Raw genomic sequence first — 14688 nt, forward strand, 5'->3', positions numbered from 1 at the left:
CGTCCCCCCTCGTCGGCGCCAACACCGCCCGTGCGCGGACGACTTGGAAGTACCTTAAAGGGGTGCCCGAGACTTCATCCACCGCCGTCGTCCTCACCGCCCTGCCCGAGGAGTACGACGCCGTGCGCGCCCACCTAGGCGACACCGAGGAACTCGTCCACGAAGACGGCACCCGCGTCGAGCGCGGCCGCCTCGCGGGGACGGCGTGGACGGTGGCCGTCGCCGAACTCGGCGAAGGCGCCGTCAACGCGGCCGCGCTGACCATGCAGATCGTCTCCTGGCTCCGCCCCGAGGCGCTGCTGTTCGTCGGGGTCGCGGGCGGACTCAAGGACGACGTCGAGATAGGCGACGTCGTGGTCGGCACCAAGGTGTACGCCGTCCAGGGCGGCAAGCAGACACCGTCGGGCTTCCTGGCCCGGCCGGAGGTCTGGCACGGCTCGCACCGCCTGTTGCAGGCCGCCCGGTCGGCACTGCGCGACCTGGAGGGGGTGCGGGGGCACCGCAAGCCCATCGCCTGCGGGGACGTGGTCCTGGCGGACGACAGGTCCGCCTTCGCCGAGTACATCAGGCGGACCTACAACGACGCCCACGCGATCGAGATGGAGGGATCCGGGGCGGCGCACGCGGCGCATCTCAGCGGCCGGCTGGACGCCCTCGTGATCCGCGGGATCAGCGACCGCGCCGACCCCGGCAAGCACGCGGCCGACGCCTCGGGCTCGCAGGAGCGGGCGGCCGCGCAGGCCGCGACGGTGGCGGTGGCGGTACTGCGCAAGCAGCGTCCGCGCGGGTCCGGCGACTCCCGGGAGGGTCTTCAACCGGCGCCGGCGTACGGAGGGGACCACCTCGACTTCCGCAACAGCACCTTCCACGGGCCGTTCGTCGCCAAGCGGGTCGAGCGGGACGACGGTGAGCGGTAGACCGGGCTCCGTGCACGGGCCGGTGCCGGTGGCCACGGCCGCGCTGCCGGCGGTGCCGGCCGGGTTCACCGGGCGGGAGGAGGACCTGGCCCGGCTGCTGCCGGTGCTGGACCCGGCGGCGGAGTCGGACCTGCCGGTGGTGATCTGCGCGGTGTCCGGACTGGGCGGGATCGGCAAGACCTCCCTGGCGCTGTGCGCGGCGCACCGGGCGGTGCGCGCCGGGTGGTTCCCCGGCGGGACGCTGTTCGTCGACTTCCGGGGCTACGACGACGACCCGGTGACGGCGGAGCAGGCGCTGCTCGCGCTGCTGGACGGGCTGGGGGTGCGCGGGGACCAGCTGCCGCGGACGCCGTCCGCCCAGTACGCCCTGTACCGGCGGCTGCTCGCCGAGGAGCGGCGCTCGATGCTGCTCGTGTTCGACAACGCCTCCGACCCGGCACAGCTGACGCCCCTGGTCCCCGGGACGGACCACCACCGCGTCCTGATCACCTCCCGGGACCGGCTCACCGAGCTGGACGCCCGGCTGCTGCGGCTGGACGTGCTCAAGCCGCAGGAGGCGGCCGACCTCATCGAGCGGTCCCTGCGGCTCAGCGACGAGGCCGACGACCGGGCCGCCGTGGAGCCGGAGGCCGTCGGCGAGCTGGCGCTGCTGTGCGGCCACCACCCGCTGGCGCTGCGGATCGCGGCCGGCATGCTGCGCAAGCGGTGGTACCGCTCGGTCGCCTCGCTCGTGGCGGAGCTGCGCCGGGCCGAGGACAGGACGCAGGCGCTCGGCGTACGGCCGGTGTTCGACGTGGCGTACGGCCAGCTGCCGCCGGCCCAGGCCCGGCTGCTGCGCCTGCTGTCCGTGGCACCCACGCCCGAGGTCGGCACCGAGGTGGCCGTGGCGCTGGCCGGCCGCGCCGAGGAGGAGACGCTGACCCTGCTGGAGGGGCTGGCCTCCGCCCACCTCGTGACGCCGGTGCGGGCGGGCGGGGACGTGCGGTGGCGGCTGCACGACCTGGTGCGCGCGTTCGGAGCGGGTGTCGCGGCGGAGGACGCGGAGCTGCGCGAGGAGCGGGAACGGGCGCGGGAGCGGCTGCTGGCGTGCTATCGGCGGTGGGCGGACGCGGCCGACGACCGGCTGCGGTGGCTGCCGGGGCTGCCGGAGCCGGAGCGGTTCGCGGACCGCGCCCAGGCGCTGGCGTGGCTGGACGGGGAACGGGCGGGGCTGGTCGCGGCCGTGCACTGGGCGGGCGAGCAGCGCTACGCCCGGGGCGCGGTGGCGCTCGCCGAGTGCCTGGGCGTGTACCTGCGCTGGCGCCGGTACTTCGACGACGCGATCACCGTCGCCGGGCTGGCCCAGGAGGCGGCCCACCAGGCCCGCGACACCCACGCGGAGGCCGCCGCCTGGAACAACCTCGGGCTCGCGCGGCGGCGCGCGGACCAGGCGGAGGAGGCGGTCGAGGCCCTCACCCGGGCCCGCGACCTCTGCCGGAGCACCCGGGACCGCCAGGGCGAGGCCGACGCCTGGAACAACCTGGGCAACGCCCTGCACGACCTGGGCCGGGCGGAGGACGCGATCGACGCCCACACCCGCGCCCGCGACCTGTACCGGGCCGTCAAGGACCGGCACGGCGAGGCCGACGCGTGGAACAACCTCGGCAACGCCCTGGACGGGGCCGGCCGCACGGAGGACGCGATCGACGCCCACACCCGCGCCCGCGACCTGTACCGGGAGGTCGGGGACCGGCACGGCGAGGGCACCGCGTGGGCCAACCTCGGCGGCTGCCTGGAGGAGACGGGCCGAACCGACGAGGCGATCGAGGCGTTCGGCAAGGACCTGGAGATCTGCCACGCGTTCGAGGACTGGTACGGGGCCGGCCAGACCCTCGTCAACCTGGCCCTGGTGCACGCCAGGACCCACCGCCCCGCCGAGGCCCGCACGTACTACCTCGACGCCGCCGACGCCTACGCCCGCGCCGCGGCCCCCGCCGAGGCCGCCGCGGCCCGCTCCTTCGCGGACGCGCTGACCTGATCCGGCGGTCGGGGTGGGTGGTCAGCCGGGCGGGCGGAGGCGGGAAGACCGGCCGCGGCGGCGCGTATGTTCCGCAGTCCTCAGAACACCGACTCCGCCTCGTCCATCCGGTCCTTGGGCACCGTCTTCAGCTCGGTGACCGCCTCCGCCAGCGGCACCATCACGATGTCGGTGCCCCGCAGCGCGGTCATCCGGCCGAACTCGCCGCGGTGCGCGGCCTCCACCGCGTGCCAGCCGAAGCGGGTGGCGAGCACCCGGTCGTACGCCGTCGGGGTGCCGCCGCGCTGGACGTGGCCGAGGATGACCGGCTTGGCCTCCTTGCCGAGGCGGCGCTCCAGCTCGTACGCCAGTGCCGTGCCGATGCCCTGGAAGCGCTCGTGGCCGTACTGGTCGATCGCGCCCTTGCCGTAGTCCATGGTGCCCTCGGCGGGGTGGGCGCCCTCGGCGACGCAGATGACGGCGAACTTCTTGCCGCGCGCGAACCGCTCCTCGACCATCTTCACCAGGTCGGCCGGGTCGAAGGGGCGCTCGGGCAGGCAGATGCCGTGGGCGCCGGCGGCCATGCCGGACTCCAGGGCGATCCAGCCCGCGTGGCGGCCCATGACCTCCACGACCATCACCCGCTGATGAGACTCGGCCGTGGTCTTCAGGCGGTCCATCGCCTCGGTGGCGACGCCCACCGCCGTGTCGAAGCCGAACGTCCGGTCCGTCGACGAGATGTCGTTGTCGATGGTCTTCGGCACGCCGACCACTGGCAGGCCCGCGTCGGACAGCATGCGCGCCGCCGTCAGCGTGCCCTCGCCGCCGATCGGGATGAGCGCGTCGATGCCGAACTCGTGGATCATGTCGGAGGCGTTCTCGCAGGCCTCGCGGAGCCGGTCGCGCTCCAGCCGGGAGGAGCCGAGGATGGTGCCGCCGCGGGCCAGGATGCCGCTGACCTCGTTCAGGCCGAGGGCGCGGTAGCGGCCGTCCAACAGCCCCGCGTAGCCGTCCTCGAAGCCGATGACCTCGTCGCCGTACTGGGCGACCGCTCGGTGCACGACCGACCGGATCACTGCGTTCAGGCCGGGACAGTCGCCACCTGCGGTGAGAACTCCGATACGCATCGTGCTGTGTCTCCTGCTCGCTGTGGACACCGGTGAGCCACTGCCGATTCTTTCACGTCCGGCGGACCCTCGGCATGATGACACCTTGACGGGCGCCTTATCTAGGCCGAGAGGTATTGTCAAGAGGGTTCTGCTCACCCCGGTGGGCGTTTTTTGCGGTCGCTTCCTCCCGCGACGGCGCCCGTCCCGCCACGACGCATCGACGAAACGGAGAGCACGCGTGACCCGCAGCGTGTACGTGACCGGAATCGACCGCGGCGACGGCCGCCAGGTCGTCGAGCTGGGGGTCATGGAACTCCTGACCCGGCAGGTCGACCGGGTGGGCGTCTTCCGCCCCCTCGTCCACGGCGGCCCGGACCGCCTCTTCGAGCTGCTGCGCGCCCGCTACCGGCTGGCGCAGGACCCGGCGACCGTCTACGGCATGGACTACCAGCAGGCCTCCACGCTCCAGGCCGAGCGGGGGGTGGACGAGCTGCTGTCCACGCTCGTCGACCGGTTCCACCTGGTCGCGCGGGACTACGACGTCGTCCTGGTGCTCGGCACCGACTACGCCGACACGCAGTTCCCGGACGAGCTGGCCCTCAACGCCCGGCTGGCCAACGAGTTCGGCGCGTCGGTGCTGCCGGTGGTGGGCGGACGGAAGCAGACCGCCGAGTCCGTGCTGGCCGAGACCCGCAACGCCTACCGCGCCTACGACGGGCTCGGCTGCGACGTGCTGGCCATGGTCACCAACCGGGTCGCCCGCGAGGACCGCGACGAGATCGCCGACCGGCTCGCCACCCGGCTGCCGGTGCCCTGCTACGTCCTGCCCGACGAGCCGGCCCTGTCCGCCCCGACGGTCGCGCAGATCGCCCACACCCTCGGCGCCAAGGTGCTGCTCGGCGACGACTCGGGGCTGGCGCGGGACGCCCTCGGGTTCGTCTTCGGCGGTGCCATGCTGCCGAACTTCCTGGGCGCCCTGACCCCCGGCTGCCTGGTCGTCACCCCGGGCGACCGCGCCGACCTGGTCGTCGGCTCGCTCGCCGCGCACAGTGCGGGCACCCCGCCGATAGCCGGCGTCCTGCTCACCCTGAACGAGGTGCCGAGCGACGACGTCCTCACCCTCGCCGCCCGCCTCGCCCCCGGCACGCCGGTGCTCTCGGTGTCCGGCAACAGCTTCCCCACCGCCGAGCAGCTGTTCTCCCTGGAGGGCAGGCTCAACGCCGCCACCCCGCGCAAGGCGGAGACCGCGCTCGGGCTGTTCGAGCGGCACGTGCGCACCGGCGACCTGCTCCGGCGGGTGAGCGCGCCGAGCAGCGACCGCGTGACGCCGATGATGTTCGAGCACAAGCTGCTGGAGCAGGCGCGCTCCGAGCGGCGGCGGGTGGTGCTGCCGGAGGGCACCGAGGAGCGCGTGCTGCACGCCGCGGAGGTGCTGCTGCGCCGGGGCGTGTGCGACCTGACGCTGCTCGGCCCGGTCGACCAGATCCGCAAGAAGGCCGCCGACCTCGGCCTCGACCTCGGTGAGTGCCGGCTGATCGACCCGGCCACCAGCGAGCTGCGGGACGCCTTCGCCGAGAAGTACGCCGCCCTGCGCGCCCACAAGGGCGTGACCGTGGAACTGGCGTACGACGTCGTCTCGGACGTCAACTACTTCGGCACGCTGATGGTGCAGGAGGGCCTCGCCGACGGGATGGTCTCGGGGTCCGTGCACTCCACGGCCGCCACCATCCGCCCGGCCTTCGAGATCATCAAGACCAGGCCGGAGGCGTCGATCGTGTCGTCGGTGTTCTTCATGTGCCTCGCCGACAAGGTGCTCGTCTACGGCGACTGCGCGGTCAACCCCGACCCGAACGCCGAGCAGCTCGCCGACATCGCCATCCAGTCGGCGTCCACCGCCGCCCGGTTCGGGGTGGAGCCGCGGATCGCGATGCTGTCGTACTCCACGGGCACCTCGGGCTCGGGCGCCGACGTCGACAAGGTGCGCGAGGCGACCGAGCTGGCCCGGCAGCGGCGGGCCGACCTGAAGATCGAGGGGCCGATCCAGTACGACGCCGCGGTCGAGCCGAGCGTCGCCGCGACCAAGCTGCCCGGCTCGGAGGTCGCCGGCCAGGCCAGCGTGCTGATCTTCCCCGACCTCAACACCGGCAACAACACGTACAAGGCCGTGCAGCGCTCGGCCGGCGCGATCGCCGTCGGCCCGGTGCTCCAGGGTCTGCGCAAGCCGGTCAACGACCTGTCCCGGGGCGCGCTCGTCCAGGACATCGTCAACACCGTCGCCATCACGGCGATCCAGGCCCAGTCCCCCAGCGAGAAGGCGTCCCAGCTGTGAGCCCCACCCGTGTCCTCGTCCTCAACTCCGGTTCCTCGTCGGTGAAGTACCAGCTGCTCGACATGCGCGACGGCAGCCGGCTCGCGGTGGGCCTGGTCGAGCGGATCGGCGAGGAGTCGTCCCAGCTGAAGCACACGCCCCTGGCGACCGGGGAGACCCGCGGCTTCACCGCCGCCGTTCCCGACCACGACGCCGCGCTGAAGGCGGTGGCGGCGGAGCTGGCCAAGGACGGCCTGGGCCTGGACTCGCCCGAGCTGGCCGCGATCGGCCACCGGGTGGTGCACGGCGGGAAGCACTTCACCGCCCCGACCGTCGTCGACGACACCGTCCTCGCCGAGATCGAGCGGCTGATCCCGGTCGCCCCGCTGCACAACCCGGCCAACCTGACCGGCATCCGCACGGCCCGCGCCCTGCGCCCGGACCTGCCGCAGGTCGCCGTGTTCGACACCGCCTTCCACACCACGATGCCGGAGTCGGCCGCCCGATACGCGATCGACGTGCGCACCGCCGACGAGCACCGGATCCGGCGGTACGGCTTCCACGGCACCTCGCACGCCTACGTCTCGCGGGCCACGGCCGAACTGCTGGGCAGGGCGCCCGAGGAGGTGAACGTCATCGTGCTGCACCTGGGCAACGGGGCGTCCGCCTCCGCGGTGCGCGGCGGGCGGTGCGTGGACACCTCCATGGGGCTGACGCCCTTGGAGGGACTGGTGATGGGTACGCGTTCCGGTGACATGGACCCCGCGGTCATCTTCCATTTGATGCGCGTTGGCGGAATGTCCGCCGACGAGATCGACACTCTCCTCAACAAGAAGAGTGGGCTGATCGGCCTGTGCGGTGACAACGACATGCGCGAGATCCGCCGCCGGATCGACGAGGGTGACGAAGCCGCGCAACTCGCCTTCGACATCTACGTTCACCGCCTGAAGAAGTACATCGGCGCGTATTACGCCGTGCTCGGCCGGGTGGACGCCGTCGCGTTCACCGCCGGGGTCGGCGAGAACGCGGCACCCGTGCGGGCGGCCGCCGTGGCGGGCCTGGAGGCGCTGGGCCTCACGGTCGACGGCGAGCTGAACGCCGTACGCGGTGACGCGCCGCGGCTGATCTCGCCCGCGGACGCGCGGGTGGCGGTGGCCGTGGTGCCGACCGACGAGGAGCTGGAGATTGCGACACAGACGTACGCGTTGGTAAAGGCGGCCCAGGGCCGTCCGTAAGCGGCCGTGGGGCGTCGGAGACCTCACCTGAGCGGCATCCCGCCCTTTTGTATTTTCCGCCAGACGGAATATTCCGCAGCGAAACAAACCGATAGGATCGCCCCATGCGCCGTTCGAAAATCGTCTGTACTCTCGGCCCCGCGGTCGACTCCCACGAGCAGCTCGTCGCGCTGATCGAGGCGGGGATGAACGTGGCCCGTTTCAACTTCAGCCACGGCACGCACGCCGAGCACCAGGGGCGGTACGACCGCGTCCGTGCCGCCGCCAAGGAGACCGGCCGCGCCGTCGGGGTCCTCGCCGACCTCCAGGGTCCGAAGATCCGGCTCGCGACCTTCGCCGAGGGACCGGTGGAACTGGTGCGCGGTGACGAGTTCACCATCACCACCGAGGACGTGCCCGGCGACAGGACGGTCTGCGGTACGACGTACAAGGGCCTGCCCGGCGACGTCGCGCGCGGCGACCAGGTGCTGATCAACGACGGCAACGTCGAGCTGAAGGTGCTGGACGTCGAGGGCCCGCGGGTGCGGACGATCGTCATCGAGGGCGGCGTCATCTCCGACCACAAGGGCATCAACCTGCCCGGCGCGGCGGTGAACGTCCCCGCGCTGAGCGAGAAGGACGTCGAGGACCTCCGCTTCGCCCTGCGGATGGGCTGCGACCTCGTCGCCCTCTCCTTCGTCCGGGACGCCAAGGACATCAACGACGTCCACAAGGTCATGGACGAGGAGGGCCGGCGCGTCCCGGTCATCGCCAAGGTGGAGAAGCCGCAGGCGGTGGCCAACATGGAGGACGTCGTGATGGCGTTCGACGGTGTGATGGTCGCGCGCGGCGACCTGGCCGTCGAGTACCCGCTCGAAAAGGTCCCGATGGTGCAGAAGCGCCTGATCGAGCTGTGCCGACGCAACGCCAAGCCGGTGATCGTGGCGACCCAGATGATGGAGTCGATGATCACCAACTCCCGCCCGACCCGCGCCGAGGCCTCCGACGTGGCCAACGCGATCCTGGACGGCGCGGACGCGGTCATGCTGTCGGCGGAGTCCAGCGTGGGCGCGTACCCGATCGAGACGGTCAAGACGATGTCGAAGATCGTCGCGGCGGCCGAGCAGGAGCTGCTCAGCAAGGGCCTGCAGCCGCTGGTGCCCGGCAAGAAGCCGCGCACGCAGGGCGGTTCGGTGGCCCGCGCGGCCTGCGAGATCGCCGACTTCCTCGGCGGCAAGGGCCTGGTGGCCTTCACCAAGTCCGGTGACACGGCCCGCCGCCTGTGCCGCTACCGCGCGGCCCAGCCGATCATCGCGTACACCACGGACGAGTCCACCCGGAACCAGCTGACGCTGAGCTGGGGCGTGGAGTCGCACGTCGTGCCGTTCGTGAACAGCACCGACGAGATGGTCGACCTGGTCGACCAGGAGATCGCCCAGCTCGGCCGCTTCGACCCGGGCGACATCGTGATCATCACGGCCGGTTCGCCGCCGGGCGTGCCGGGGACGACGAACATGGTCCGCGTCCACCACCTGGGCGGCACCGGCTGACCGGGCCCCACCTCGCCGACGAGGGCGCTCCCTGCGGCAGGGGGTGCCCTCGAACGCCTTCAGACGGACCGCACGCAGCTGTGGCCCGGTCCCCGCGTCGGCGGGCGACCGGGCCACGGCTTTCCTTGCGGCTCCCGGAGTGGCTCGGGGGGCGTGCTCAGTCGGTGGTGAACACGTGCATGCCGGGGATGAACAGCGTGCCGCCGAACTGTGCGGCCTGCGTGACCGCCACGTCCGTGAAGTAGATCAGCGGAATGTTCAGCGGGGGCGGGTTCTCCGGGCTGAACGTGATCGGGATCAGGCCGAAGAGATTGCCGGAGATGCTCTCGGTGTACATCACCGTGACACCGTCGGTGATCGTCGACAGGGAACCCTTGGCGGCCTGCACGTGGTAGGTCTTGCCGATCCGCCTGTCCCGCACCAGCTGATGCAGGTCACCGATGTCCGAGCCGTCCGAGATGACGTACTTCAGCACCTTCTTGGTCCTGCCGCCGGCCGTCCTCACCTCGACGATGCCCCGGTAGTCGGCGCCCTTCAGCAGCAGCGAACTGGCCTCCAGACGCCAGGGCTCGTCCGCCACGGCCAGCTCGTTGTCCACGCCGCCCTCGGCGTCCGTGGCCCTGGGACAGTCCTCGGGGTTCGTCGTGGAACTCGCGGACGGGCTCGGCGTGGCGGTGGCCCCGTCGGTCGGGCCGGCCGGCTCGGCGACCTCGTCGGCCACCTCGTCCCGGACGTCGTCGACCGCGTCGGTGACGTTTCCAGCGGCGTCCCGGACACTGCCGGACACGTCCTCGCCGCCGGAGCCGTCCGAGTCGCCGCCGGAGCCGTCCGAGTCGCCGAGGGCCCCGGATGCCTCGTCAGCGTCGGTGCCCGCGCTCGGAGACGCGGACGGAGAGGGCGTGGGGCTCGCGGACGCTTCGGCGCCGCGGCCGGTCACGCCCTCGACGACGCCGGTTATCGCGTCGACTATCGACCCGAGCACGCCCTGGTCGCTCTCGGATGCCGAAGGGACCGGCGTCGCCGGGCCGGCCTCGCCGTCCCGCTGGGCGACGGGCACCGAGGAGGAAGGGGACGGCCGGCGCGAGGCCCCGTCGTCGGAACCTGAATCCGGCGAAGAGTCCTGGCCCGGGGCCGCCGGCCCGTCCGGCGAGCCGGCGCCGGACGGTGCCGAGGGGCTCGGCTCCGCCGGCTCGGCGGACTCGCCCGCGCTCGCCGAGGCGGACGGCGACGGCGTGGCCGACGCGCCCTTGCCCGCCTCGGCATCCAGCGCCGCGACACACTCCTTGAACTGCTCGGCGTACTCGTCGGCCGGCAGGCTGAGGGAAGCCGGCTGCTCGTCGGCCGGCAGGCTGAGGGGGGCCGGCTGCTCGTCGGCCGGCAGGCTCCGGGAGGCCGGCTGCTCGTCGGCGAGCGCGAGTCTGGGCGTGAAACCCATGCCCATGAGGAATGCTGTCGGCATCGCCGCCAGGGCTATCGCCTTGCCGGCCGGCACGTGGAGCCTGGTGAACAGCGGCTTCCTGGGGGCCGCGTGACGCGGCCCGGTTCTCCCACGCGGCGCGTCCACATCGGCCACGGCGTGGGTCACCTCGTCAGCCGGCACTGTGCCTCCCGTTCGCCCCGTTGGCCGGGCTCGTTCCTGACAGATCGTTCGGCTCACCCGCCGCGCCCTCGCCCGCGTCGGGGATCGACGCCGAGGGCGCGCCGTCCGCGTCGTCGGTGCCCGCCCCGGCGGTTGCCGGCTCCGGCGGTACGCCCGGTGCCCAGGACACCGCCATCGCGCCACCGATCAGCGCGAACAGGAACCCGACGACGAAACCACCGAAGTTGGACACGGGGATGGACACCAGTGCCAGCAGGATCGCCGCGACACCCGCGAAGATCTGGATGTGCTTCTGGAACCAGAGGGTGAAGCCCAGGACGACGAGCAGCACGCCGATGATCAGGGACCCGGCGCCCGCGGTGGTGGACATCGCCAGCGTCAGGTGACCGATCTGCAGGTTCGCGTACGGGAAGTACATGATCGGCAAGCCGCCGATCATGACGAACAGTCCGGCCCAGAACGGCCGTGTGCCCCGCCAGGAGCGGAACTGCAGTCTCCGGCGGGTGAACTGGCCGGGGGTCGCAGGAGTCTCGGCGCTCATGGAAAACAGCTCCCTGGTGCGGCGTTGCTGTGGTGAGGGTGTCTTGCGATATGAGGGGAATCGTGCGCGGCGCGTACAGAGGTGGGCGGGCGGAGGTGCCCTTCGACTCCTCCGCCCGTCACCGAGTGCCTAGTAGCACTCCTTGCCTTCGCCGCTGCCGGTCATCAGCTTCATCTTCAGACCGGGCAGCGTGAAGGTGCCGGCCGTGGTCGCCCACGCCGTCTGCTTCACGTCGGTCAGTCTGGCCGTCTCGGCCTGCTGGGCGAAGCCGAAGGGGTTCGCCTTCTGCTGACCGATCTCGGCCCTGTTCATGCCGGGACCGCGGTTGATGTCCCCAGCGGCCACACCGATGTCCATGTTCGTGAACGTGGCGTTCGCGTCCAGGTCCGCGATATCGATGTACAGGTTGTCGGCGGTCACCTGCTCCTTCTCGTCGGTGCTCTCACCGGCCGTCAGCCTCAGGGTGACGGTCCCGATGAACGGGATACCCGGGGTGACCACGGACTGGCACATCTGCTCGATCCGCGCGGTGTCGAACACGGAGACGGCCACGGGGTGGTGGACCTCCTTGCCCGTGAGGGTGTACCCCGTCTCACTGGCCCCGTACTGCGAGAAGCCCGTGCCGTTGAGCTCCTTCGCCGTGACCTTGAACGACTGACCCGACACACTGAACGACGCCGCGAGAGCGCCCTGCGCGAGAGCAACACCTATGAACGCCGTGGCGGCGACGCTGGGCACCATGACCACAGCGAACCGCTTCCATCTGGTCCCACCACGCACCTGGGACTCCATATTTCCTCCTTCTCGGACGTACATCGCCTGCCCCGGCCCCGCCCCCACAGGGGATCGGGCGGACAGGGATGGGAGAAGTGCTACGTCCTCGGAAGGGAGAGCGCCCGCGCTCGGCGGCGCACAACGGCACCCGAACCACCGGCGATCACCCCCGAGCGACAACCACTGGTCGCGCCTGACACGCATCACGCACAACCTTGCTGGACAGGCTTCGCCGAGTGGGCGAAGACCCCCCTGCCCAAGAGCCGGCGTCCGTGACGCCGGCTCTGCTCGGTGGGGACCCAGGAAGTCCCGCGGCCCGACTGGGGGTCGGGGCACGGGAATGGACCGAGCCTCGCCGATCGTGGTGCATTCTCGGCGCCCGCACAAGGGGGTTCGTTACCCGCTGGTAACGGCCGGGTGACCGGACAACGACCAGCCGGACCCGCCCAGCGACCCTCGGTGCCGGCCAAGGGCAGAACAAAGCCATTGATCGCTGGACAGACTCCGACAGAACAGCGCCCGCGACTTACTCGCAGTAACAGCGGCCGCGATTGCCAAGATTCGGCAAAGCGCGGCCGCTCCGACGTCCCGCCGGACGCCTTCTCACTCAGGGCTCACCCGCCCCGGCGGTCAGCGACCGGTCACGTCCTGGACCCCTCGGAACCGCTCAGAAGAGCGCGCGCGCCAGCGCCCGACGCGCCGCCGCCACCCGCGGGTCCTCCGCGCCGACGACCTCGAACAGCTCCAGCAGCCGCAGGCGTACGGCGTCCCGGTCCTCACCCGCCGTGCGCCGCACGGTGTCGATGAGCCGCCCGAAGGCGTCCTCCACGTGACCGCCCACCAGATCCAGGTCGGCGGCCGCGATCTGGGCCTGCGCGTCGGCCGGCTTCTCGGCCGCCTCCTTGCGCACCCGCTGCGGGTCCAGCCCCTGCACCCGCTGGAGCAACTGGGCCTGCGCCAGGCCGAGCTTGGCCTCCGGGTTGGCGGGGTCGTCGGCGAGCACGTTCTTGTACGCCTGGACGGCCCCGCCCAGGTCGCCGGCGTCCAGCGCCTGCGCCGCCGCGTTCAGCAGGGCGTCGTGGGGGCCGGCCGGTGCCTGCACGGGCGCCTGGCCGCCCGGTTCCGCCTCCGGGTCGACGGTCAGGCCGGTCAGCCCGAAGCGCTGCTCGGCGACGGTGACCAACTGGTCGAGGGTCTGCCGGATCTGGGCCTCTCCGGCCGCCCCCTGGAAGAGCGGCAGCGCCTGCCCCGCGACGACCGCGAAGACCGCCGGGATCCCCTGGACCCCGAACTGCTGCATCAGCATCTGGTTGGCGTCGACGTCGATCTTGGCGAGGACGAAGCGCCCGGCGTACTCGACGGCGAGCCGCTCCAGCACCGGGCTGAGCTGCTTGCAGGGCTGGCACCACTCGGCCCAGAAGTCGATGACGACCGGGACTTCGGTGGAGCGCTGGAGGACGTCGCGCTCGAATCCGGCCTCGTCGACGTCGATCACGAGATCGGCCGGGGACACGGCCCCGCCTCCGCCCTCCCGGGCGGCCGCGGCGCGCGCCTGCTCCGCCTTCGCCCTGGCCTCCTGGGCCGCCTTCACCGCGGCGAGGTCGACGACACCGCTCATGGACATGTTCCGTGGCTGCATGCGTCTATCCTCCCCCGTTCCCCGCGCCTGCCAAAAACGCCGTCAAGCCGTGGGTGCGTACGGCGCCGGATCCCCACCCCACGCCTGCGGCCGTCGCTCGCGTACGACACGGTCGAACGGGTCGGTGGCGAGCTGTCGCTACGGGTCGTAGCGTAACGGCGCGGGGCGCTCCGCCGACACCCCGAGCCGGTGATCTGCCTCACGGCGACGGAGACCCGCCGGACCAGGGCCCGGACAGGGCCGGGGGATGCAGAGCCGCACCCCCGGCCCTGTCCGGGGGCCGGGGGATGCAGAGCCGCACCCCCGCCGGCCGCTCGGGGCGCCCGCGCAGCGCCGCCGCCGACACCGCGATCCTGACCGCGACCCGGGCGGCCCTGGTGGAACTCGGCTGGTCCAAGCTCACCCTGGGAGACGTCGCGGCGCGCGCCGGGGTCGCGAAGACGACGCTCCACCGCCGCTGGGCGGGCAAGAACGAGCTGGTCCTCGACGCCGTCGCGGAACCCTTCGACGCGCTGCGGCTGCCCGACCGGGGCACCCTCGCCGCCGGCGTGGAGGACGTGGTGCTCCAGCCGGCGGCGATCCTGGACCGCCCGGAGGCCCGGAGCGGGCTGATGGCGGCGGTGGCGGAGGCGACCCGCGACGCCGCCCTGCGCGAACGCGTCCGCACCTCGATCGTGGACCGCCGGAAGCGACTGGTCGTGGAGGGCCGGGCCCGCGCCCGGGCGCGCGGCGAACGCCCCGTGGAGTTTGGCCCCGAGGAGGCGGCCCGCACCGCCGACCTGATCTTCGACATGGTGGCCGGCGCGGTCGTCCACCGCTCACTGGTCAGCGCGGAACCGGCGGACGCGGAGTGGGCGCGCTCGCTGACGCGGGTGCTGCTGCTGGGGCTGGCGGGGGCCGCGGCGGCCGGGGAGCGCGAGGATCGTGTGCCGCACGCGAACGGCGGGGCCGGCGAGGCGTGATCCGGCGCTGGGCCTGATCGGCGCCCGGCGAGGGGACCGCGACGGCGGGCAGGTCGCAGCGGTCCGGGCGCCGGCTCT

At 72.5% G+C, this 14688-nt stretch carries 11 protein-coding genes; 6 read left to right on the top strand and 5 right to left on the bottom strand.

Annotation, left to right across the window (positions count from 1 at the left end; genetic code table 11):
* The first annotated feature begins 62 nt into the window (after nt 1-62).
* Both ACFF45_RS19260 and ACFF45_RS19265 read left to right on the top strand, forming a co-directional pair.
* Complete coding sequence (locus ACFF45_RS19260; RefSeq protein WP_381347580.1) at nt 63-917, top strand: 5'-methylthioadenosine/S-adenosylhomocysteine nucleosidase; 855 nt, start codon at nt 63-65, stop codon at nt 915-917.
* Entirely contained in the window at nt 907-2934 is a 2028-nt protein-coding gene (locus ACFF45_RS19265; protein WP_381347582.1) for a tetratricopeptide repeat protein, read from the top strand. Before ACFF45_RS19260 ends, ACFF45_RS19265 begins: the two co-directional genes overlap by 11 nt.
* A gap of 80 nt (nt 2935-3014) precedes the next feature.
* On the opposite strand, the gene ACFF45_RS19270 is transcribed toward ACFF45_RS19265, so the two are convergent.
* On the bottom strand, nt 3015-4040 hold the full coding sequence (locus ACFF45_RS19270; protein WP_381347584.1) for an ATP-dependent 6-phosphofructokinase: 1026 nt from the start codon (nt 4038-4040) through the stop codon (nt 3015-3017).
* 220 nt (nt 4041-4260) lie between these two features.
* On the opposite strand from ACFF45_RS19270, the gene pta reads away from it, so the two are divergent.
* The 3 genes from pta to pyk all read left to right on the top strand — a co-directional run bounded on the left by pta (nt 4261) and on the right by pyk (nt 9094).
* On the top strand, nt 4261-6351 hold the full coding sequence (pta, locus tag ACFF45_RS19275) for a phosphate acetyltransferase (RefSeq protein ID WP_381347586.1): 2091 nt from the start codon (nt 4261-4263) through the stop codon (nt 6349-6351).
* Entirely contained in the window at nt 6348-7565 is a 1218-nt protein-coding gene (locus tag ACFF45_RS19280) for an acetate kinase (protein ID WP_381347588.1), read from the top strand. The genes pta and ACFF45_RS19280 overlap by 4 nt, the downstream gene beginning before the upstream one ends.
* 104 nt (nt 7566-7669) lie before the next feature.
* Complete coding sequence (pyk, locus tag ACFF45_RS19285; RefSeq protein ID WP_381347590.1) at nt 7670-9094, top strand: pyruvate kinase; 1425 nt, start codon at nt 7670-7672, stop codon at nt 9092-9094.
* A gap of 157 nt (nt 9095-9251) precedes the next feature.
* Here the strand turns inward: pyk and ACFF45_RS19290 are convergent, their stop codons facing one another.
* The 4 genes from ACFF45_RS19290 to ACFF45_RS19305 form a co-directional block, all read right to left on the bottom strand.
* Nucleotides 9252-10694 (bottom strand): hypothetical protein, encoded by a 1443-nt coding sequence (locus tag ACFF45_RS19290; protein WP_381347592.1) that lies wholly within the window; start codon nt 10692-10694, stop codon nt 9252-9254.
* On the bottom strand, nt 10684-11235 hold the full coding sequence (locus tag ACFF45_RS19295) for a DUF6114 domain-containing protein (RefSeq protein WP_381347594.1): 552 nt from the start codon (nt 11233-11235) through the stop codon (nt 10684-10686). Before ACFF45_RS19295 ends, ACFF45_RS19290 begins: the two co-directional genes overlap by 11 nt.
* A 129-nt stretch (nt 11236-11364) precedes the next feature.
* Nucleotides 11365-12027, bottom strand: a complete 663-nt coding sequence (locus ACFF45_RS19300) for a DUF6230 family protein (protein ID WP_381347596.1) — start codon at nt 12025-12027, stop codon at nt 11365-11367.
* A 649-nt stretch (nt 12028-12676) separates the two neighbouring features.
* Nucleotides 12677-13648 (bottom strand): tetratricopeptide repeat protein, encoded by a 972-nt coding sequence (locus tag ACFF45_RS19305; RefSeq protein ID WP_381347598.1) that lies wholly within the window; start codon nt 13646-13648, stop codon nt 12677-12679.
* Nucleotides 13649-13935: 287 nt separating this feature from the next.
* Here ACFF45_RS19305 and ACFF45_RS19310 point away from each other — a divergent pair, with 287 nt between their 5' ends.
* Entirely contained in the window at nt 13936-14610 is a 675-nt protein-coding gene (locus tag ACFF45_RS19310; RefSeq protein WP_381347600.1) for a TetR/AcrR family transcriptional regulator, read from the top strand.
* Nucleotides 14611-14688: the final 78 nt, after the last annotated feature.

It is taken from the genome of Streptomyces cinereospinus (genome assembly GCF_042430725.1).
GTDB classification, from domain to species: Bacteria; Actinomycetota; Actinomycetes; order Streptomycetales; family Streptomycetaceae; genus Streptomyces; species Streptomyces cinereospinus.

Excerpts from the sequence above, each read along its gene's own strand:
- pyk (WP_381347590.1), top strand. The coding sequence starts at position 7,670 with ATGCGCCGTTCGAAAATCGTCTGTACTCTCGGCCCCGCGGTCGACTCC.
- ACFF45_RS19300 (WP_381347596.1), bottom strand. The coding sequence starts at position 12,027 with ATGGAGTCCCAGGTGCGTGGTGGGACCAGATGGAAGCGGTTCGCTGTG.
- ACFF45_RS19295 (WP_381347594.1), bottom strand. The coding sequence starts at position 11,235 with ATGAGCGCCGAGACTCCTGCGACCCCCGGCCAGTTCACCCGCCGGAGA.
- ACFF45_RS19310 (WP_381347600.1), top strand. The coding sequence starts at position 13,936 with ATGCAGAGCCGCACCCCCGCCGGCCGCTCGGGGCGCCCGCGCAGCGCC.
- ACFF45_RS19305 (WP_381347598.1), bottom strand. The coding sequence starts at position 13,648 with ATGCAGCCACGGAACATGTCCATGAGCGGTGTCGTCGACCTCGCCGCG.
- ACFF45_RS19270 (WP_381347584.1), bottom strand. The coding sequence starts at position 4,040 with ATGCGTATCGGAGTTCTCACCGCAGGTGGCGACTGTCCCGGCCTGAAC.